The sequence below is a fragment of the Nostoc sp. genome (assembly GCF_036917155.1).
GTDB lineage: Bacteria > Cyanobacteriota > Cyanobacteriia > Cyanobacteriales > Nostocaceae > Nostoc.
In genome coordinates this window covers 1-20981 of the sequence record NZ_JBALDZ010000198.1, presented here as the reverse complement: position 1 = coordinate 20981, position 20981 = coordinate 1, and the positions used below count along the sequence as shown (strand labels likewise).

Here is a 20981-nt window from a genome sequence, read left to right as displayed (position 1 = left end):
TGTTAATTGAGGGCTGGTTTCAAGCCGCGTTCAACAGCCACTTTTAATGCTCTTGCTTTACTTATTAAGCCACGTCGGTAGACCTGCATGAGTTCATCTAGTTGAAGAACTTCTGCATCATTAAGCTGTCCCTCTCGGTGAAGCGCTTGCAAGTCACTGAAAACCTCTTGCTGCTGAGTTTCCATCTGCATATCGCACATAGCCAAAACCTGTTCATCTGGTAGAGACTCCATAGGTAGTTCGGTAATGGCGCGGTCAATCCATTCTAGTAATACATCTTCAAGCCGCCGATGTCTGAAAGCAGCGATTTCCTTTGCTTTTTGTGCCAGTGTTTCAGGGAGTTGAAGGGTGACAATTTCAGCCATTTTCTACCTGCTTGCCTTTTACTTATGATTGTATCTGCGATCACTCTGCATCCTCTGGTTAAAAAGAGCGATCGCTCTTAGACAGAATAGAACTCAAATTGGGAATACTGAGTAAAGCGCAGCTATTTACCAAGCCGCTTCGGGGCGGGAACAGGGAACTCTTAACAGGGAACAGAAAAAAAATTAGCCCCGAATACAGGGTTTAAAGCCCCTAAATTTATTTATGAAAAGAGATAAAAATATTTGAAACGAGATGGCGTCAGCCACGATGTTTCAATGTGTCCTTGTACAAATCCCCTGATTTTAATTATGGGGATTTCCCTGTTGCCTGTTGCCCGTTCCCTGTTCCCTTTTAAGGTATCTGAAATAAAAATATCTTGAGTCTGGAAAATCTCTCTGCTCCTTTGAAACTGTAACTCATCATCTTGAGTCAAAAATCTAACAATTATATTTGTATCAGCTGCAATTATGCCACGATTCCTCTACACCTTGGCGAATTGCATTGTCCATATCCTCAAGACTTTTAGGTTTTCCTTGATATTTTAAACAACCTGCTACATCATCTAATTTAGTTTCTGGAAGAATTTTCTTAGGCTTTAAAAGAATTCCATCACCCATATCAATAATAATAAATTCTTGACCTACTTTCCATTGATGAGCTTCCCGCAAAGATTGGGGAATAATTACTTGTCCTTGAGGAGACAATTTTGTAATTTCCATTAAGTTAAGAAGTAAAAAACTAAGAGTAATATAAAAATTTTAGCATTTTTGATTATCTTCATTCCTCCTCTTCCTCTGCCTTCTCTGCGCCTCTGCGGTAGCCTGCGCCGCTCCGCGTCTACGTAAAAAAGGCGAACCCAAAAGTTCGCCTGTAACATAGTATTATGCTGTTGCTAAATCCAAACCCAAATTTAAATCTTCGCTTCTTCTCTCACCAACTTATCCCAACCCAAATCTTTCAAATTATTATTCCGACGCAACGGACGAGTCACCAACTCTAACATGTCACGCGCATTCGTAAAGCCGTGAATTTGAGCAAAAGTGAACTCCACAGACCACTTTGTATTAATACCGCGTGCTTCCAACGGGTTAGCGTGCGCCATACCAGTAATTACCAAATCTGGTTTCAACTCATAAATTCGCTGAAGTTGATTGTAATTATCCGGCTTCTCCACAATCCTTGGCAGGGGTGAATTCATTTCCTGGCAAGTTTTCTCCAGCAATGCCAACTCAGCAGCTTGATAGCGCTTATCCATGTAGGGAATACCTATTTCGTGAACAGTCATCCCACAACGGATTAAGAATCTTGCTTGGGAAACTTCCAGCAAGTTATCACCCATGAAGAATACAGATTTACCGCGAATCAGTTTCACGTAATCTTCCAAACCTGCCCAAATTTGGGCTTCCCGTTCATCCAAACCCTTGGGAGTAATACCAAACACCGAGCAGATTTTCTCAATCCAAGCGCGGGTACCATCGGGGCCAATGGGGAAGGGTGCGCCAATAAGTTTACACTTGCGGCGGCGCATTAAGGTAGTAGCTGTACGGCTGAGGAAGGGGTTGACACCAGCGACATAATACCCTTCTTCTAGTACTGGCAATTCTGTGAAGCGCTTCGCGGGTAGCCAGCCGGAAACTTTGATGCCTTGTTTCTTCAGTTCCAAGGTTAACTGAGTAACCACAGGGTCGGGAAGGGAGCCAAAGAGAACTAAGGGTGGATGATCTACGTACTCAGACTCATCTTGGGCGACATCTTCTTTCTTTTTACCAAAGTTGAGCAATTTAGCGATCGCATTACGTTCAATTTTCTCAGTTTCCGCCACCGGAGCCTTATCAGGACAACGGTTAGCCATAGCAGCTAACACAGTGTCTTCCCCTTGGGTGAAGGCGTAATCTAGACCATTTGCCCGCGCTACAACAATGGGAATCCCGATTTCGGATTCTAGTTTCGGTGCCAAACCTTCCAAATCTGTTTTGATAATTTCGGTGGTGCAAGTGCCAATCCAGACAATTACACTAGGATTGCGATCGCGTTTGATCTGCAAGCACAACCGCTTTAACTCTTCATAATCACTCAGTTGTGCGGAAATATCGCCCTCTTCCAACTCTGCCATTGCATAGCGGGGTTCAGCAAAAATCATCACCCCCATCGCATTTTGCAGGAAGTAGCCACAAGTTTTTGTTCCAATCACCAAAAAGAAGCTATCTTCAATTTTTTGGTATAACCACGCCACGCAGCTAATTGGACAAAAAGTATGGTAATTCCCAGTTTCACATTCAAAGCTTAAAGCTTCTGGTTGTTGAGCGACAGTCATTTTGGTTTTTTCTCCCCTTGATATTTAATGGCAGTTCAACCAATTTCAGATTTTAGATTGATAATTTTGGATTGAAGGCTGGGACAACAAAAGTATCCGCTGTCTAACGACAATTTCCCTAATTCCTCATCCAAAACCCCAAATCTAAAACTTAAAATTGCGAAGAACGGCAATAATTAAGCGTTGGGGAAGAGACGGGCAATTTCTGATTCATCAAAAACGCCTGCTGGCAGTTCTTCCCCCAAAAAATCGTTATTTTCTTCAGCCTTTTGCAAAGCTGTTTCATCACCCCAGACATCTGATAACACGTCTTTAAACGCATTCTCATCTAGTGGGCTATCTTCAAGCGCCTCTTCTTCATCCAGCTTTACTTCGATTGCAGCTGTTGAATCGAAAGCGATTTCCCCAAACTCATCTGCTTCTAAACTAGAGGTTTGGAGAGACTCATCTTTTGAGTCGTGTCCGTTGGTTAAGGAAGTATCGCCAAAGCCATTTTCGGTTTCCTCCAACTCGCCAATACCCAGATTTTCATCATCGGAATCCAGGATTACGAATTCTGGAACTGCCGCCGCCGCAAAGCCATTTGTATGAGAATGTGTCAATGTTTCATCTTCAGGCTTTTCGTCAACGATAGCTGCTGCTTCTTCTGCGTATCTCTCGACATCTGGGTTGCCGACGAAGCGATTACCGAGAGCTAAATCTGGGTCAAAATGCAAATCCAGCACTTCAATCAGGGTATCGGCGTCAGGATTGAGTTTGGCAAAGGGCAACATTAACTGCGCTAGCTTTGGCTCTAGGGCGTTAAGAACTCCCAGGATGAGGTAAGAAGGTGGTCGCTTCCCGCCATCAGGGGTGTACACTGATTCTACTTCCATGTGCAGGGTAATCCAGTCTCGATTATTCTGGAAAAATTGCAACCACTTTTGCTTTATTGAATCTGTAAAGCTGTGAAAGAAAGCCATATTATTGTCCCCCATCCTGAGAACTTGATGATTTATACAATCATCAAGTCTAGTTCCTCTTCTGAATTAGGAACCTGGGGTTTACCCGGATTTAGATAAAAATCGGACAACAAAGAGAACAACTCCCGATCTGGTGTATCGTTAGGTACAACACCTTCGGGACGCGCCAGAATTTGGTCGGCGATGTTGAGGTAGTAGTCGCAAACGTAGTCTAGGGAAGGATCTTGCTCTGCCATCTCGAATAAAGTTTTCCCTTTCACACGGGAAACACGGATATCTTCAATTAAAGGCAAAACTTCCAAAACTGGCATGGGCACAGCTTCTATATATTTTTCAATCAAGTCGCGCTTGGAGGTGCGATTACCAATTAACCCAGCTAAACGCAGTGGGTGAGTTCTTGCTTTTTCGCGGACGGAAGCAGCAATCCGATTGGCAGCAAATAAAGCATCAAAGCCGTTGTCTGTAACAATCAGGCAGTAATCTGCATAGTTGAGTGGTGCTGCAAAACCACCGCAAACTACGTCACCCAGAACGTCAAAAAGAATTACATCGTATTCGTCAAAGGCATTGAGTTCTTTAAGTAATTTTACTGTCTCGCCGACTACGTAGCCGCCACATCCAGCACCCGCAGGTGGTCCACCCGCTTCTACGCAATCAACACCGCCGTAGCCTTTATAAATCACATCTTCTGGCCAGACATCTTCGTAGTGATAATCCTTTTCTTGGAGGGTGTCGATAATTGTCGGAATCAAAAACCCAGTCAGGGTAAAGGTACTGTCATGTTTGGGGTCGCAACCAATTTGCAGCACTTTTTTGCCACGTTTAGCTAGGGCGACGGATATATTACAGCTAGTTGTGGATTTACCGATACCACCTTTTCCGTAGACTGCTAGTTTCACTGTTGTTTCCCTCTTATAGCTTTTGGTCAAACTTGTGGCTCAAACATTTGCCTTCACCTTTCCTGAGATGGCGATGCGTGAGGTCTGTGAATGTCATTATTAGGCAAATTACATAGAAAAGAAAGTGGGTCATAATTTTTAAAACGGTCTTATTCAATGAATTAAAGCTTAATTAAGTCTATTTAGATTTTTATCAGCCTTAAAGACTTTAAAAGCTCTAAAAATAGAGAATAAAAAGATTTTATTACTTATTTTTATAAAAATAGTTACAAAATAAAAAAAGCTAAAATCGGCTTTTTTGAATGCTTTTCATAGAATTAGCTGATGTTATGACAACGTGTTTTCAAGGCATTGGGGCGCAGGGTCAAGGCTAAAGAGAGGTATATGCAGCCTGATACTGGAAATACTACTGGAATTTGCGTTAGCGTAGCTCACCGTTCGCGTAGCGTCTCGTAGAGAAGGTATCGCAGATAAATCGCTAGTTTTCAGTCGGTAGCCAAGACCGTTTAATTGCTGCTTGAGAGTAAGTTAGTGCGATTTTGTAAAAAATTATTAATTTGCCAAATATTAGCAGGCGGCGATTAAGTACAAATTGATTGAGCTATTTCCGACAGCAGCCCCACGCCGTCCCGAAGGGCGGCGCGGGGAGTATGTCACTCTCTCAATTAACAATTGCTACGACTATAAATTAGGTTAGTGATCGCTCGAAGTAATTTAGCTGGCTCCACAGGCTTGGTGATATGCCGCTCAAATCCGGCGGCAATTACCTGTTGATAATCAGCCTCACCAGCATAAGCTGTCAGGGCGATCGCAGGAATTTTCCCTCCTTCTTCTAGTGACATCGCTCTAATTTGACGAATCAGCATATAGCCGTCTACTTCCGGCATTCCAATGTCGCTTAACAGCAGATTTGGCTGAAACTGAGGCATAATTTCTAGTGCTTCCATCGCCGATGCAGTTTGGATTACTACCGCACCAGATTGCTCTAAAATGAAAGCAATTAATTCTCGCGTATCACGCTCATCATCTACAAGCAAAACTTTCAACCCATTTAAATCGGGCAAATCATCAGGTTGAGAGAGAACTTGGTGAGTATTTAGATCAATCTCGATCAGCGGTAACATGACTGTAAAGGTTGCTCCCTGTTCTTCACCTAAACTTTCTGCCTTAACTGTGCCGCCATGTAACTCGACAATGTGACGAACAATAGCTAATCCTAATCCCAGTCCGCCGAATTTTCTGGTGGTTGCGCCATCAGCTTGTCGGAAGTAGTCAAAGACATAAGGTAAAAAGTCAGGGCTAATTCCCTTACCTGTATCACTGACTCGAAGTTGAACTTGAGAACCAATAGACTGTAAACTGATTTCTACCTGTCCACCTTGGGGTGTAAACTTAATCGCATTGGAAAGTAAATTCCAGATAACTTGTTGCAAGCGACCGGAATCACCTGTTACTAAAAATTTGGAGTTGCAACTTTGTTGCATTTCCAGCGCAACATGAATTTGGGATTTGAGATTGTCTGGTTGCTGATTAAAATCGATCGATTCTAAATTTCTGTCAGAATTTTCTAATCCAAAATCTAAAATCGTAAATTGCAAATTAATAGATTTGGCTTCAGCGGCTAGACGCACAGTTTCTATGGCTGCGGCAATCGCAGTTTCCAGATTCACAGGAGCAATATTCAGGCTCAGTTTACCTTGCAGAATGCGAGATACATCCAACAAATCTTCGATTAATTGGGTTTGAAGCTTGGCATTGCGTTCAATGGTTTCAAGAGCGCGAGTGGTGGTTGCTTCATCATACTTTTTCATTTGGAGTAACTTCGACCATCCCAAGATCGGGTTTAGCGGCGTGCGAAGTTCGTGAGAAAGAACCGCCAAAAATTCATCTTTGATTCGGTTAGCTTGGATCAATTCTTCTTTTCGTCGCTGTAACGAAGCCATTAACTGAGCGCGTTCCAGAGCAACCGCCACCTGATCGGAGGTTGCTTGTAATAGAGCAATTTCCCCAGAAGTAAAGTGAGTACGGGTGCGACTGGCAAAAGAGAGGACACCAAGCAGCTTTCCCTGAGCAATTAATGGTTGACCTGCGTAGGCTGTAATTTCTAAAGCACGGAGAATGTGAGCTTTTGGATGGGTAGAATGCGGCACATTATTGACGACGATTTGACGGCGTTCTTGCACCACTATTCCGCACATCCCCTCATTAAATTCCAGGTATTCAATTGCTTGAAATACTTCATCAGTAATACCGTTCCAAGCTACTAATCGAAGTTTCTGCTTATTTTCGTGTGTATCAATTAGATAGTGAAAGTAAAAATGCAAATCCATCTGCGCCGATAGTTTGCTAAACAAGCTGTTCATAAGATCCAAGGGGCGCTCGGTTGAAAGCAAATCACTGGTTGTCTCTGAGAGGAGTTTAAGTCTTTCACTGCGCTCTTGTAAGGCTTGTTCTGCAAGCTGACGTTCGCGAAGGGCGCGTTCGCGTTCGGTGATGTCAATCGCAACTCCCCCTACTAGGCGTTGCCCAGATGCATCGGCGATGGGAAACTTATAGATCAAAAATTCGCCAAGAGTGCCATCTGTGCGTGGAGCAGACTCGATGGTTTGAATAACTTGATTCGTCTCGGCAACTATTCTAATGTTATCGAGGAGGGGTTGAGCGATTTGGACTGGGTATAGGTCAAAAATGTTTTTATTAATCGCCTTATTTGTTGCTAAATTGAATGTCCTGAAATAAGTTGGACTGAGGTAAAGTAGACGCCCTTCTGCATTCGTAATCCAGGCGGCGGCCGGAATATTGTCCATAAAAGCTTGAAATTGCTCTTGACTCTGACTCAGCGCTTTTTTAGCTTGTTTGAGATCGCTAATATCCAGAATTAATGCGACTGATTTCTGACGAGATTCTCCTAAAAGGGAATAGCCAACTACAACCGGGACAATGGAACCATCTTTGCGAATACATTCTTTTTCATAAGGAGTGCAGGTTCCCTTCGCTGTTGCTTCGGAAATAGCTAGTTCATCTAAATAAAGATACTCAGAGGGGGTGATATCAGCCCACCGTAATTTACCTGCTTGAATATCCTCCTGGGTATAGCCGACAATTCGCAAAAACTCGTCGTTGGCTTCCGTGATGCTACCATTAACATCACCAAAAATAATACCAACTACATTCGCTTTGACAAAACTCCTGAGCCGCTCCTCGCTTGCTTGGATAGCCTTCTCTGCCTGCTTACGAGCGCTGATATCTGTAGTGCTACCAACTAAGCGTATCGGATTTCCATCAGCATCCCGTTGTACCACTACCCCTTGATCCAACACATAGATGTACTGATTATTCTGATGGCGAATTCGATACTCAGCAGTATAGCGATCGCTATTTGCCAAAGCAACTACCGCCTCCTCTTGTACACGTTGCAAATCTTCGGGATGGACAAGTTCACACCACCAATTACCCGTTGGTTGAGCTTCTGCGAGGGAATAGCCCAAAATTCGGGTTAACCCCTGGGTTCTTTCAACAGTATCCTGTTCTAGATTCCAGTCATAGATGAGACAATTGACCGCAGAGGCGGCTAACTCAAACCGCTCGTTAGCTTGCTTTAATGCCATTTCTGATTGTTTGTGTACACTCAAATCAACAACAAAGCCAATGACGGTTTCTTGAGTGTCTCCCAACATCACAGAACCGATTAGAACCGGAATGCGATCGCCATCTTTACGAATGTATTCTTTTTCAAAGGGCTTACATACTCCAGTAGTTTTCAGTTCTTCCACTGAACGCTCACTTAAAAGAAGATACTCAGGCGGGGTAATCTGGCGCCAGTTCATTTGATTAGTAGACAAATCTTCTCGCGTATAGCCAACCATATTCAGAAAAGCATCATTGGCTTCCACGATCGAGCCGTTATTCATATCACTGACAATTACCCCAATGATGTTGGATTCTGCCAGTCGGCTAAACCGCATTTCGCTATTTTGCAACAAGTTTAGGCTTGTCTCTGCCTTGCGTCTGGCAGTTCGTAACTCTGAAGAGAGGGCGGTAATTAAAAAAGATACTAGTGAGAATGTGGTTAGTCGTACCAAAACTTTCAGGCTGAGGAAATCAAAGGAGTAGACTGGCTCAATCAAAAAATAGAGCGAGATTGTAACAGATAAAGCGATCGCTAACACTCCCAGTCTCATACCGCCATACCAAGCGCTCACTGCTACAGCTGCATAAAATAATGTAAATATGCTCGGTTCAAAAACTGGCAGTAACAGTTTTGTCAACAGTAGGGCCGCTATGACTGTCAAAATCATCACACCATAAGCTATTAACCGAGAACGCATCATCAAAAATTTTTCCGGTACTTTCACCATCATCTTAAGAGTCCTCCCGTTGCTCCGGTTTTGGGAGATACTCGTTCACCAGTCTTTTGCCTACTTCACCCATCTTTTCTAACATTTCTTCAATTAGCTTTAGTGCCATTGGCGAAGGCACTGTAGATCCGTTTTCCCAACGATTCACTGTTCGCAGGGAAACTCCCAACTTGGCTGCAAACTTTTCTTGAGATAGATCGAGTTGCTGCCGAAGTTCACGGATTAAATCTGAAATTTTGAGTGGCTTTCCTAGTTCCATAGTAGGAAGAGTAGGACAGGTGTCTCGCCATTTGTCTCCAGCTTGAGGAAGAATTTCAATAATCATCAGTTGTTATCAATTTCATCTTTTGGCGAAATACCAATATTCAGTTATCAGTGTTCACGGATTACTGTTCACTGTAGAAGCTATATATAAAATAAATATTAAATTTTGTCTAATAAGCGATCGAAAATAGTATGATATTTAAAAATTTTATTGATAAATTTCAGCGATCGCACACAACCAAAAACTTTGTGGTGCGTTATATTTTCACTGATTTATACCCAAGCTAATTTTATATATAGATAACCTATATATAAGTTCTGGTTAATACTTTTCGTTTGATAAAATTTTCCAAATCATTGCTAATTTTGGCAACTAAATCTGAACATAGATTTTAAAATCTGTTGTTAACTTTACTTCTATGGTTAGATGCCAATGACAAAACTAGAAAGCTATAGTTCACCTTTATTGAAGAAGAATTCTGACTCCTGAATTCTGTTCGATAATGAAAAAACTCCAGAAATGTTTGTAACAAATCTGGAGTCAGGAAAGATACGCATTTACCTATACCAAATTTTCACCCTGAGAAAATCCTACGTCATCAGGGTATACACTCAAATGTAGGTCAAAGGGAATAGGGGACAGGGAATAGGGGACGGGAGCAATGCTCTAACAGTGAGGTGGGGAGGCAGGGGGAGAGAAAGAAATAAGTATATTTAGGACTATAACGGTCGTAAAAAATACTAAAATTTTCTCTTCACTTCCCCTGCCTCCCCTGCTCTTTTCACGATGATCTCACTTTTTCGCGTTGCTCCCATAGGGAACCTTCTCGATTGGAAGTAACGCAAAACAGCCCCAGATAAACTGAGGCTGTTTTGCGAGAGTTGTTTGGCAGGAAGGGTACATCAATTAAGTGATGCCCTGTGTTAGATATAGATAATTCAGTATGCATCCTTATTCAGCCACCTTTTGGTATATCAGGATGATTGGGAAAATTTTGTAGGCGCAGCCCGTCGTAGACATCGCTTTTTCCAAAAAGAAACTCCAGATGCACTAAAGGCATTCTGGAGCAGTAACAGGTTTCTAACATGAATCAATTTTTACATCTGCGATCGCCCAATGTCGTTAGGGTATATACTCAAATGTATTTATGTCTACTCATCCGCAAATCGAACAGCAAATTACCTTCTTGTCTACCCATAACCTCAATGTATCTACAGAATTCTACCGACTGTTAATGCCTCTGCGTACTTGGGATTGTGTGAAGCCAGCGAAAAATCAACTCCTGCAACCAACAAACAATCAAGTGTCATTTTTACCCTGGTAACACAGCAGGTGGATGAATGGTTTGAATATCTCAAAGAACGTGGCGTCGATTTTGAAAAGCCGCCTACACTAAACAAAAAGTACAATATTTACCACTGTTTTTTCCGCGATCCTGATGGTTATTTGATTGAAATTCAACGTTTCGAGACTAACGATAAGAAAAAGACATAACTTATTTAGTTATGCCTAAGCGTTTAATTTACAGGGCAGGATTTTACAGATTAGAACTTTTTGATTTACTGGGGTACATGATACGAATAATACTGTATGGACATCATCAATAACTATGTACCTTTTCTTCTATAGATTTATCAAGGTAGGATGCAGGATTTATGCAGACACCAGAAAAGATTTACATTTCTTTACAATTGCTGCACGACTATGGGCATTTATATAATATATACCTAATTACTGATCAAAAATTCTCTGTATCAGTTCTAATAATAGGTATTTAACCGGACTCGATATTGTATAACAGAAGCTAGAATACAATCATTGTTATCAGAATATAATGCTTCTTGAACAAAATTATTTTCAAAGTAGCTTCTTTGCCAGTTGTGCTATTTCTATAGTTATTACTTTTAACCTCTATGATATTTAATGTATTCAATTTAATAAATATTTTTCCGGTAAATGCATGAAAGCCAAAACACTCACTTGGCTACGCGCAATACTACAACTTAAGGGTTCGGTAATGAAATCAATTTACAGACATATCTTATGGTGTGGAGCTTTCGGATTTTTGATTTCTCTACTTTACCATTTTGACAAACCTGTATCCCAACCTATTTTAGGAAATGTGATTCCTAGTATTGTTTTAGGGTTGTTACTTGTCTTTCGTACAAATACTGCTTATGAGCGATTTTGGGAAGGGAGAAAATGCTGGGGTTCTATAGTAAATAATGTCCGAAATCTAGCGCGGCAAATTTGGGTATCAGTTGATGAAATTTCACCAGAAGATAAAGAAAATAAAATTACGGCATTAAACTTATTGGCAGCTTTTGCTGTAACAACTAAATTACATTTGCGAGGAGAAGCTGTCAATCGCGAGTTAGAAGACTTAATGCCGTCTACTAAGTACAGAAAACTGAAGATTATGAATAATCCCCCCATAGAGGTTGCCTTTTGGATAGGAGATTATTTACAACAACAGTACAATCGTAATTGTCTTAACAGTTACCAGCTAACATCTATGCAAGAATTATTGAATAATCTTGTGGATAATTTAGGTGCTTGCGAACGTATTTTAAAAACACCTATGCCCCTTGCTTATGCTATTCATTTGAAGCAATTACTGATACTATATTGTTTTCTGCTACCATTTCAAATAGTAGAAAGTCTCGGTTGGTGGACAGGTTTAATTTCTGCTTTGGTTGGGTTTACTGTGTTTGGCATTGAAGCCATTGGCTTAGAGATAGAAAACCCCTTTGGCTATGATGCGAATGATTTACCATTAGATGCAATTTGCGAGACAATGAAACGCAATATTGACGATTTAATTACTTTGACTCCAAATGCGCGATCGCATACAGAAAATATCTAATTTAAGGATATTACAAATTATTGTAGTATTGAAAATACTTCTTGAACAAACTGGTCATATAGTGTTGAATCTTCGCTCAATACTTGCGTCAAATTGAAATAGGTGGATATTATTGGATCATTTTGAATCCGAACCTCTACTTCAGTAGTGATACAACTGGCAATTAGAATAGATTTAACCTTTGGGTTCCTCCGAAAAACTTCTTCAAAAGATTTTTTAGCAGCACCATAACGTTACGTTCTAACGCTCCCGCCGGATCAGTTCCTCCTTTTATTTCAATGACACCGACTGTTGTACCTTGATTGCTTAAAAGTGAAATATCTGGCTCACTTGAAAAAAGTATAGAAGTATGATTAGCCAACATTACGCCTCGATAGTCCTCAATATTTCTTAGTTGTTCTTCAAGCCTGCCAGGATTATATACTTCAACTCCTGTACCCTGACGGGGAATAAAAGCAGCAAGAAGATTGCGTTCTTTAACCTCTTTGATAAGAAGTCGCTGTACAACTTTTTCTGCTTCTTCCCCAATAGCATTACGCCAAGAACTGTCTATTTGTGTTCCTGTTGAGGCTAGTAGTATTCCATATAATTCTTCCTCAGTTAAACTTTCTATAGAACTATCAATTATGAGCGATATATGTTCATTAAAAAGTCGAGAAAGTGCTAATGCTTTATCTTCTCCTAGAGGATATTTATTTTCTTGATCGAGTTCAATTTTCTTTACATCAATTGCTGCTAAATACTTAACAGCTTTCTGGGAAAGTGCTGCAATATTACGATAGTAAGCTAACAATGAAGAGTATTCTCGGATTAACCTGGGATGGCAAAATACCTGCATTAGTTGCAAGTTAGAATGCTCATTGATGTAGGTAAATGCTTCTTCTCCAATACCCCATTCTGCCCAATTATCCCAACTGTATAAATGATTTACAGATAATAAGGCATCAATTTTAGTCCGCAAAGATAGCGTTTTATAATCCTTAAGCTTGCGATAAAAGAAGGTTGAACGCAAGCGATAGTTTATACGATGTGCCTCACTTAAGAGATTTGTTTCGTCTAATGGCACTGTACTCACTTTTCCCAAATATAAACGCATTTACGTAGTTCTGTGCGTCCGTGATTTCCCATTTGCTGACTACTATTTCCTTTACCTCGTCCTAATGTCCAAATGTATCGCGTTTTCAGTCCAAAAGACTCTGCTATATCTGATAAAATAATGTCTACAGGAATTTCCTCTCCAGCATATCTGACGTTATCATTTACCATTGCGACTATACCACCAGGTTTGAGAACACGAGATAATTCATAAATTACAAAGCACATTTCGTAAAAGTAATTACCTACCATTCTGACAATATTCTCATTATTTAACTTACCTTCTTTTTTATAACTTTCTAGTATTATTAATACTTCTTGTAAGGCAGCCTGACTTTTAAAGGTAAAATCTATTTTTAAGAAATCCTGATAGCGTTCTTTAGCAGTATAATAGTCTTCTAAGTAATTACGCTTGTCACGGTTCTCTACGGTGCATGATAGCATTTTCTGACGTAAATACTTTACTTTTTCTTCACTACATCCCAAAAATGCAAGTTCAAGAGCATACGTGCGAGTGTAATCATATCTATTAACGTATGGTGGAGACGTAATGACAAAATCAATACTATTCTCTTGAAGAGTTGGAAGAATTTCTAAACAAGAACCTTCATAAAGGTTAGGTTCTGTATTTTTGACAATACTAGATTTTTTGGTTGCTAATTCTAACAGTGAATCATCACTAAATAAATCTAGTTGGATAGAATTAATATTTAAATCTGATATAATCTGCTTTAGCTTTCGATTAATTGCATCTTCAAAAGATAAAATTTCTCCTTTATTAAATTCACTATTTCCCTTTGAACGACCTGAACGACTATCCCAGCGCAGATATTGTCCATCTTTCCTGGTATAACTAATATCCTCCAGAATACAAAATGCAGCATATAGAAGTATTCTACTGATATCTTTATTTTGAATAACATTATTGCAATAAGATATATAACCAATTAGTTGTTCTTCATTTATAGCAGAAAATGCTCCACGGGTTATTGCTAAATGATTAAATTTAAACAATTGATCGTAATAATCTTGAAAATTGATTTGTGTTAACTTTTTAATTTCTAATTTTAATAATTCTACATCTATTTTCTGAATGACGATTCGAGCTTGTGTAGCGAAAATGCCAACAGGTAATAGTTCAATTCCTGTAGTTTGCCATCCTAATGCACTTGCAGCAAATAGAGATGAGCCAACTCCTGAAAATGGGTCTATCAGTACACCTGGTTCTGGTTTAAATGTTTGAAGAAGATAGGTAACTAAGCGTTCTGAAAATCCTTCTCTATACTTGAACCAAGAAGAAAATGGAGTTTGTTTATTACCCTGATAACTAACTAAGGTTCTATCTAAACAAGAATTATGAATAATTTTGAGTTTAAATTTTTCGTAAAGCTCAGTTCTTTGAGTTGAAGAGGATATAATTTGCATAAAAATACTGAATATTAAATTGTTAATAACGATTATATTAATATCATTTAGCTACTTACCAATTTTTATTTATTCTCAATCTAGTTATTATTATTCATAATATAATCATTAACTTTTCATAGACTCCGAATCGCAATTTCTAACCCTTCACAGACACGAGTCAGGAAATCTAAATCCAAAGTAGCGATCGCATCACTAGCTTTGTGATAATGTGGATTTCGCAAGAATGCTGTATCTGTCACCATCATCGCCGGATAACCCAAATCCCAGAAAGGTGCATGATCGCTAAGTCTGGTTTGGGGAACTATTAAACCTCGATTTGGCACGGGTAGCCATTGACTAGGTACGCCAGCTTTGCGAATATTACGGCTCATCCCAATTAAGTCGGGCAATATCCGCAAGTTGCCAATTAAAGCAATAAAATCACCTGTATCTGGGTAGAAGCGTTCCAGAGGAGGGGGGTAATTTTGGGAACCAGGTGTAGAATCCTTATAGCCCAGCATTTCCAAGGAGATCATTAAGCGTAGTTGTTGCTTTTGTTGATGCAACAGGGCTGCATAGTCAGCACTACCCAATAAGCCATATTCTTCCATATCGAAAGCAACTAACCTTAAAGGATATCTGACAGCTTGGGCAGCAAACTTTCTCGCCAATTCCAGCAACACTGCCACACCTGTAGCATTATCATCAGCTGCAACTGTTCCCGGAACGCTATCATAATGAGCGCCAATTAAAATAGGTGGTAAATCCTTTTTTTGCCCTCTAGTTTGGGAGGGTAAATTTAATATCAAGTTATTACAAGCTTTGCCTCGGACTTCAAAGGTGTGGATTTCCACACTCCCCCATTGGGAAAATTGCTGGCGGATGTATTCTTGGACGAAAAAATGTCCAGCCGTTGCCATGTAAGGATCGCGTTCTCGCGCGATCGCACTCAGGGAAGTCTGTAATCGCTCTGTTAAATTCAAATTTTTCAGATAGTGATAATAGTATGAGAGTCTTGCACTAGGCGACTATAAGTCGCGGCTACACGAGACAAAACCTGCCTACGCGGGTTTAAATCCTTGATTTTCCCTAAGTCCTCGTAGGCGGACGAGAGTTTGTATAGCTGCGATTTCTAATCGCCAGGGCTTGGTGCAAAATATGCATTTACCAACTTGCGGATATCGTAAATAGAACTAGGCGGATAACAAGAATTGAGGCTGCTTGGGCACACCAACCATCTCAATGCTATTCTAGTCTTGCAACTATCTCCTCTAGCTGCACATCTTAGCTTACTGCTTTAATGATGACTATCATACCATTGAGGTGTTTTCATCTTGTAGCACAAAGCTAGAAGTAGTTCCGCCCAATCATAATAAATATATAAAGACACTTTAGGAGAAGAGTAACGCATGGGCAAGGTAGTCGGCATCGACTTGGGTACAACCAACTCAGTAGTCGCCGTTATGGAGGGTGGCAAGCCGGTGGTGATTGCCAATGCAGAAGGAATGCGAACAACCCCCTCCGTAGTTGGCTTCAGCAAAGAAGGTGAAAGAGTAGTTGGGCAAATGGCACGGCGACAAACCGTCCTCAATCCCCAAAATACCTTTTTTGCAGTTAAACGCTTCATTGGGCGGAAGTATGGTGAACTGAATGCAGATTCTAAGCGTGTGCCCTACACAATCCGCAAAGACGAAGTAGGTAATATTAAAATTGCCTGTCCTCGTCTGAATAAAGATTTTGCCCCAGAAGAAATTTCGGCAATGGTGCTGAAGAAATTGGCAGACGATGCTAGTCGCTATTTGGGTGAACCAGTTACCGGGGCAGTGATTACAGTACCCGCCTATTTTAATGATTCTCAGCGCCAGGCAACCCGTGATGCTGGCAGAATTGCCGGTTTAGAAGTGCTGCGGATTCTGAATGAACCGACGGCGGCATCTTTGGCTTATGGATTAGATCGGGGTGACACGGAAACTATCTTAGTCTTTGACTTGGGTGGTGGCACTTTTGACGTGTCGATTTTAGAAGTTGGTGACGGGATATTTGAAGTCAAAGCTACCAGTGGAGATACACAACTTGGTGGGAATGACTTTGACAAAATAATCGTAGATTGGTTAGCAGAGCAATTTCTGGAGACAGAAGAGGTAGACTTAAGACGCGATCGCCAAGCTTTGCAACGTCTCATGGAAGCTGCGGAAAAGGCCAAAATTGAGCTTTCTGCTGTTAGCGTCACCGACATTAACTTACCCTTCATCACCGCCACTGAAGATGGCCCCAAACATCTGGAAACTCGTTTAACTCGTTCCCAGTTTGAAGGTTTGTGTGGTGATTTGGTGGGACGCTTACGGACACCAGTGAAACGTGCCCTCAAAGATGCCGGACTTTCACCTAGAGACATTGAAGAAGTTGTGTTAGTTGGCGGTTCTACACGGATGCCAATGGTGAAGCAGCTAGTGCGAGACTTGATTGGCACAGAACCCAATGAAAATGTCAACCCCGATGAAGTTGTGGGAGTGGGTGCAGCAATTCAAGCCGGAATTCTCGCAGGTGAACTTAAAGATGTGCTGCTTTTGGATGTTACACCCCTTTCTATGGGATTGGAAACCATTGGCGGCGTGATGAAAAAACTCATTCCCCGCAACACCACCATCCCAGTCCGCCGTTCTGACATTTTTTCTACGTCTGAAAATAACCAGAATACTGTAGAAATTCACGTAGTCCAGGGCGAACGGGAAATGGCTGCAAACAACAAGTCCTTAGGACGGTTCAAGCTGTATGGCATCCCGCCAGCGCCACGAGGAATTCCTCAAGTTCAGGTGTCATTTGATATTGATGCTAATGGCATTTTACAGGTAACAGCCCTAGATAGAACCACTGGGCGAGAACAGAGTATCACCATTCAAGGCGCTTCCACCTTGAACGAGTCGGAAGTGAATCGGATGATTCAAGACGCTCAAAAATACGCTGATGTCGATCGCGAACGTAAAGAAAGAGTAGAAAAGCGGACTCGTTCTGAGGCGTTGATTTTCCAAGCAGAACGACAACTCCGAGAAGTAGCGCTGGAATTTGGTATGCAGTTTGCCCGAAACCGTCGCCAAAGAATTGATAATATTTGCCGACAACTAAAGGAGAGTCTGAAGGAAAATAGCGATCGCGGTATCGATCAAGCCTACGCCGACTTACAAGATGCTCTCTATGAGCTAAATCGCGAAGTCCGGGAGACTTATGCTGAAGATGAAGACGACGACTTATTTGGTACTATCCGTGACATCTTTACTGGCGGCGATAAAGATAAAGAACGCGAATCTCCCAGAGATACATACCGAGAACGCGACTCATACAGCCAAGGCTATGGCAAAGATTACGGTAAAGATTATGGCAGAGATTATAACCGAGATAATCGTTCTTCCTCTTATGAAAGCCGTCCTCCACGCAAAGCCCGTCCTAGCTACCAAGATAACTGGGATGACGAAGAAGACAATGATTGGTTGTAAGAAAAGTTAGGAGTTAGGAGTGAGGAGTTAAAAATTAAATCTTTCAACTCATAACTCATAACTCCTAACTCCTAACTCATAACTCATAATTAATCTAAAATCTAAAATTTAAACAACTAACTATGCAAAATTTGCCGAACTTTCGCGATTATTACGAGATTTTAGGAGTATCTAAAGATGCCTCTGGTGAGGAAATTAAAAAGGTTTATCGGCGGTTAGCCAGGCAATATCACCCCGATCTCAATCCGGGTAATAAAGAATCTGAGGAAAAATTTAAGGATATCGGCGAGGCTTATGAAGTTCTTTCAGATCCAGCCAAGCGATCGCAGTACGACCAGTTTAGCCGCTACTGGAAGCAAAAAGGCTTTGCAGGTAACAAACAAGCGCCAAAGGCGAAAACTTGGCAAAGTAGTGCTAGCGATCGTAACGGCAATCAGGACGTAGATCCCAGCCAATTCTCCGACTTTGAAAGCTTTATTAATCAAGTTATCGGCGTTAAAAATAAGAGTGCGGCAAATAACTCCAGTAATGGCAATACTAGCGATCCGTTTCGTTCCCCTAGAACAAAAGTTGCCTACACCGTTAACACCCCACCTCGCACAACCCGGCGGGATATAGAAGCCAGATTGACTCTACCCTTAGAAAAGGCTTATCAAGGTGGTAATGAGCGCATTCGTTTGGAAGATGGGCGATCGCTAGAAGTTAATATGCCTCCAGGGATGGTATCAGGTCAAACCATCCGTTTGCGGAATCAAGGTGTTGGCGGTGGCGACTTATACTTAAAAATTACTGTTGAGCCTCATCCATTATTTAAGCTAGAAGGTTCAAATATCCTCTGCCAAGTTCCAGTTACTCCCAGCGAGGCAGTTTTAGGAGGACAGGTAGAAGCACCAACTCTTGATGGACCTGTGAAAATGACTACCCCTCCCGGAGTTAGGTCTGGTCAAAAATTTCGGCTAGGGAATAAAGGCTATCCCAGTGATGACGGTAAACGTGGCGATCAATTAGTAGAAATTCAAATAGTTACACCAAAAAATATTAGTCAAGAAGAACGGGAACTTTACGAAAAGCTACGGCAAATTGAAACCTTTAAACCCCGTGCTGATTTAATCCGTTAGGGATAATACAGCAGAATTCAGAATTCAGAATTCAGGAGTCAGAATTCAGGAGTGAAACAGGCTCTATAACTGGTTTTAAGACTTAGTTTGTGTACTTTACTAACTTGAAATCGTCTGTATATAAAGCTATTGATCAAAATTTTGCTGTCCTCGTGCTTTAATATTTGCAAAAAAAGCTGGAAGTGACTCGTCGTTATATTCAGTATACTGTCCACTATCGAGTTGCTTAATACCAATGTCAATCTGACTGCGTAACGCTTCTAACTTGAGTTTTTGCAGTTCTTCCTCAAGGCGCTGGAGTTCATCTATCATTTGCTGAAATGCTTGTGCTTCATGCACCACAACCTCAGCTTTCCCATTTACTGTTAGTACAAGCGGGGACTTTGTGGCTTTGATTCGCTCTACGTAATCTTTAGCATTGCGCTTAAAGTCAGTAAGAGTTTGAATATTTTCGAGATTAATTCTGATCTGCATCGCATCTAATTAAATGCTTTATTAAGATATCTTATCAGATACTAGACCTGCTGTGTCTTCTCAAATTCACAAAGGATTTAAAATATAAAAAATATCTTTGAGCAAAGTGACTCAAACAGCCGTGAATCAAAACGGGGCAATGCCACAAAGCAGCGAACCAACTTATTACTCCCTGCTAGGACTGCATCCCTGGGCATCGGTAATTGACATTCGTCGTGCTTATCGGCAACTGAGCAAACTCTATCATCCAGATACTACAGACTTGCCGACTGCGATCGCCACTCCCAAATTCCAGCAAATCAACGAAGCTTACGCCACCCTTAGCCATCCAGAACGGCGCTTCGGCTACGATTTAAAAATTGGCTATTCCCGCTTTGGAGTGATTCAGCCACCCGCTGATTTAAATCATCCCGTATCACATTCTCATGACTGGTCAAAATCAGCTTACCTCAATGCGAGCGATCGCCCCTTATCATCTGGCGAAATCTTTGCTTTATTTATACTGGTGTTAACATTTGTAGGCTGCCTACTGTTAGCAGTTGCCATTGGCTTAACTCGTGGCGAAGCTGCTATCCATTCCCATCAGCTGCAATCAATTGTATCTATACAACAGCAGATTACTTATATGTCGCAACTAATTAGCCATCTTAATTAAAAAATTCCCTAATCCAAAATCCAAAATTCCTATGCCTCTTCTTCCCTCCAATACCCCCCTATATAATCATCCCCTGCCACAAATTGAACAGTGGCTAAAAGACCAAGGCTGTCAACAAGACGAAACACAGAGACATTGCTGGCGTGTGCAGCGGCCTAGTTGGCAAGCTGAATTATGGCTCGATGTTGAGCAAATTGTAGTGCGATATGTCCAATCTGGGGAAAATGGACAAGATATCCAACGCTCATTTAAGTATTCTCTGAGTCGGGATGATGTAGAACAAGCGGTTTTTTCTGGCCCATAAGAGAGTATTTATAAAGTAAAAATAAAATTCTTGTAGGGTGTGTTAGGCGCATACTTCGATATGATTTGTCACGAGAAATACAATCTGAGCGCCTAACGCACCGTGTTATATAAAGGTGCGTTAGGCTAAAGCCGTAACACACCCTACTTTTTGATTTACTTTATAAATGGTCTCTAAGAAAGTGCTAAGTATAATTCATCGTAAATTTAGACAAAAGTCGATAGCGATCGCATTTCGATAAACTGTAAAATTTGTTTGGTATAAAATGCCTGACATCAGAAATCATAGCTTTTACCCATCGATGAAGGAAGGGTCAGGGTTCTCTAGTTGAGTACCAACCCCATAGCTGAAGCTAGGGGCTTGTAGGAGACTTCACCTGACCAGACTAACCGTTTAGAGCAAGAGTT

Annotated in this window: 18 protein-coding genes; 7 read left to right on the top strand and 11 right to left on the bottom strand. The window is 41.1% G+C overall.

Features of this window, described 5'->3' with window-relative positions:
* Nucleotides 1-2: 2 nt before the first annotated feature.
* From V7K67_RS25170 to V7K67_RS25140, 7 genes are all read right to left on the bottom strand, one after another.
* Nucleotides 3-365: a hypothetical protein gene (locus tag V7K67_RS25170; protein ID WP_335168873.1), complete on the bottom strand. Its 363-nt coding sequence runs from the start codon at nt 363-365 to the stop codon at nt 3-5.
* A 456-nt stretch (nt 366-821) separates the two neighbouring features.
* Nucleotides 822-1085, bottom strand: coding sequence for an AbrB/MazE/SpoVT family DNA-binding domain-containing protein (locus V7K67_RS25165; protein ID WP_335168871.1), 264 nt, complete (start codon nt 1083-1085; stop codon nt 822-824).
* A gap of 191 nt (nt 1086-1276) precedes the next feature.
* Complete coding sequence (locus V7K67_RS25160) at nt 1277-2680, bottom strand: ferredoxin:protochlorophyllide reductase (ATP-dependent) subunit N (RefSeq protein ID WP_179074414.1); 1404 nt, start codon at nt 2678-2680, stop codon at nt 1277-1279.
* A 176-nt stretch (nt 2681-2856) separates the two neighbouring features.
* Nucleotides 2857-3642, bottom strand: a complete 786-nt coding sequence (locus V7K67_RS25155; RefSeq protein WP_334732047.1) for a DUF5331 domain-containing protein — start codon at nt 3640-3642, stop codon at nt 2857-2859.
* A 32-nt stretch (nt 3643-3674) separates the two neighbouring features.
* Nucleotides 3675-4541 (bottom strand): ferredoxin:protochlorophyllide reductase (ATP-dependent) iron-sulfur ATP-binding protein, encoded by an 867-nt coding sequence (gene bchL, locus V7K67_RS25150; protein ID WP_012410753.1) that lies wholly within the window; start codon nt 4539-4541, stop codon nt 3675-3677.
* Between the two features lie 665 nt (nt 4542-5206).
* Nucleotides 5207-8902: a PAS domain S-box protein gene (locus V7K67_RS25145; RefSeq protein ID WP_335168869.1), complete on the bottom strand. Its 3696-nt coding sequence runs from the start codon at nt 8900-8902 to the stop codon at nt 5207-5209.
* A gap of 1 nt (nt 8903) precedes the next feature.
* Nucleotides 8904-9224: a helix-turn-helix domain-containing protein gene (locus V7K67_RS25140; protein WP_334732049.1), complete on the bottom strand. Its 321-nt coding sequence runs from the start codon at nt 9222-9224 to the stop codon at nt 8904-8906.
* A 1087-nt stretch (nt 9225-10311) separates the two neighbouring features.
* On the opposite strand from V7K67_RS25140, the gene V7K67_RS25135 reads away from it, so the two are divergent.
* The 3 genes from V7K67_RS25135 (at nt 10312) to V7K67_RS25125 (ending at nt 12030) form a co-directional block, all read left to right on the top strand.
* Nucleotides 10312-10488 (top strand): hypothetical protein, encoded by a 177-nt coding sequence (locus tag V7K67_RS25135; RefSeq protein WP_334732120.1) that lies wholly within the window; start codon nt 10312-10314, stop codon nt 10486-10488.
* Entirely contained in the window at nt 10413-10658 is a 246-nt protein-coding gene (locus V7K67_RS25130) for a VOC family protein (RefSeq protein WP_335168867.1), read from the top strand. Before V7K67_RS25135 ends, V7K67_RS25130 begins: the two co-directional genes overlap by 76 nt.
* Before the next feature lie 466 nt (nt 10659-11124).
* Nucleotides 11125-12030, top strand: coding sequence for a bestrophin family protein (locus V7K67_RS25125; RefSeq protein ID WP_334732051.1), 906 nt, complete (start codon nt 11125-11127; stop codon nt 12028-12030).
* Nucleotides 12031-12193: 163 nt separating this feature from the next.
* Here the strand turns inward: V7K67_RS25125 and V7K67_RS25120 are convergent, their stop codons facing one another.
* The 3 genes from V7K67_RS25120 to V7K67_RS25110 all read right to left on the bottom strand — a co-directional run bounded on the left by V7K67_RS25120 (nt 12194) and on the right by V7K67_RS25110 (nt 15515).
* Nucleotides 12194-13105, bottom strand: coding sequence for an XcyI family restriction endonuclease (locus tag V7K67_RS25120; RefSeq protein WP_335168865.1), 912 nt, complete (start codon nt 13103-13105; stop codon nt 12194-12196).
* Nucleotides 13102-14550: a site-specific DNA-methyltransferase gene (locus V7K67_RS25115; protein ID WP_335168863.1), complete on the bottom strand. Its 1449-nt coding sequence runs from the start codon at nt 14548-14550 to the stop codon at nt 13102-13104. Before V7K67_RS25115 ends, V7K67_RS25120 begins: the two co-directional genes overlap by 4 nt.
* A gap of 116 nt (nt 14551-14666) precedes the next feature.
* Nucleotides 14667-15515: a M28 family peptidase gene (locus V7K67_RS25110; RefSeq protein ID WP_335168861.1), complete on the bottom strand. Its 849-nt coding sequence runs from the start codon at nt 15513-15515 to the stop codon at nt 14667-14669.
* A gap of 426 nt (nt 15516-15941) precedes the next feature.
* On the opposite strand from V7K67_RS25110, the gene dnaK reads away from it, so the two are divergent.
* Together dnaK and V7K67_RS25100 are read left to right on the top strand one after the other, a co-directional pair.
* Nucleotides 15942-18023: a molecular chaperone DnaK gene (gene dnaK, locus V7K67_RS25105; RefSeq protein ID WP_334710353.1), complete on the top strand. Its 2082-nt coding sequence runs from the start codon at nt 15942-15944 to the stop codon at nt 18021-18023.
* Between the two features lie 122 nt (nt 18024-18145).
* Complete coding sequence (locus tag V7K67_RS25100) at nt 18146-19141, top strand: J domain-containing protein (RefSeq protein ID WP_334732055.1); 996 nt, start codon at nt 18146-18148, stop codon at nt 19139-19141.
* Between the two features lie 126 nt (nt 19142-19267).
* On the opposite strand, the gene V7K67_RS25095 is transcribed toward V7K67_RS25100, so the two are convergent.
* On the bottom strand, nt 19268-19615 hold the full coding sequence (locus tag V7K67_RS25095) for a type II toxin-antitoxin system Phd/YefM family antitoxin (protein ID WP_334732056.1): 348 nt from the start codon (nt 19613-19615) through the stop codon (nt 19268-19270).
* Nucleotides 19616-19754: 139 nt separating this feature from the next.
* On the opposite strand from V7K67_RS25095, the gene V7K67_RS25090 reads away from it, so the two are divergent.
* On the top strand, nt 19755-20270 hold the full coding sequence (locus tag V7K67_RS25090) for a J domain-containing protein (protein ID WP_334732117.1): 516 nt from the start codon (nt 19755-19757) through the stop codon (nt 20268-20270).
* A 31-nt stretch (nt 20271-20301) separates the two neighbouring features.
* The gene (locus tag V7K67_RS25085; protein WP_334732057.1) at nt 20302-20574 is read left to right on the top strand and encodes a DUF3143 domain-containing protein; all 273 of its coding nucleotides are present in this window, start codon (nt 20302-20304) and stop codon (nt 20572-20574) included.
* Nucleotides 20575-20981 lie beyond the last annotated feature (407 nt).

Bases quoted from the DNA above. Each gene is read 5' to 3' on its own strand.
- V7K67_RS25170 (WP_335168873.1), bottom strand. From the start codon at position 365: ATGGCTGAAATTGTCACCCTTCAACTCCCTGAAACACTGGCACAAAAA.
- V7K67_RS25165 (WP_335168871.1), bottom strand. From the start codon at position 1,085: ATGGAAATTACAAAATTGTCTCCTCAAGGACAAGTAATTATTCCCCAA.
- V7K67_RS25160 (WP_179074414.1), bottom strand. From the start codon at position 2,680: ATGACTGTCGCTCAACAACCAGAAGCTTTAAGCTTTGAATGTGAAACT.
- V7K67_RS25155 (WP_334732047.1), bottom strand. From the start codon at position 3,642: ATGGCTTTCTTTCACAGCTTTACAGATTCAATAAAGCAAAAGTGGTTG.
- V7K67_RS25145 (WP_335168869.1), bottom strand. From the start codon at position 8,902: ATGATGGTGAAAGTACCGGAAAAATTTTTGATGATGCGTTCTCGGTTA.
- V7K67_RS25140 (WP_334732049.1), bottom strand. From the start codon at position 9,224: ATGATTATTGAAATTCTTCCTCAAGCTGGAGACAAATGGCGAGACACC.
- V7K67_RS25135 (WP_334732120.1), top strand. From the start codon at position 10,312: ATGTCTACTCATCCGCAAATCGAACAGCAAATTACCTTCTTGTCTACC.
- V7K67_RS25125 (WP_334732051.1), top strand. From the start codon at position 11,125: ATGAAAGCCAAAACACTCACTTGGCTACGCGCAATACTACAACTTAAG.
- V7K67_RS25115 (WP_335168863.1), bottom strand. From the start codon at position 14,550: ATGCAAATTATATCCTCTTCAACTCAAAGAACTGAGCTTTACGAAAAA.
- dnaK (WP_334710353.1), top strand. From the start codon at position 15,942: ATGGGCAAGGTAGTCGGCATCGACTTGGGTACAACCAACTCAGTAGTC.
- V7K67_RS25100 (WP_334732055.1), top strand. From the start codon at position 18,146: ATGCAAAATTTGCCGAACTTTCGCGATTATTACGAGATTTTAGGAGTA.
- V7K67_RS25095 (WP_334732056.1), bottom strand. From the start codon at position 19,615: ATGCAGATCAGAATTAATCTCGAAAATATTCAAACTCTTACTGACTTT.
- V7K67_RS25090 (WP_334732117.1), top strand. From the start codon at position 19,755: ATGCCACAAAGCAGCGAACCAACTTATTACTCCCTGCTAGGACTGCAT.
- V7K67_RS25085 (WP_334732057.1), top strand. From the start codon at position 20,302: ATGCCTCTTCTTCCCTCCAATACCCCCCTATATAATCATCCCCTGCCA.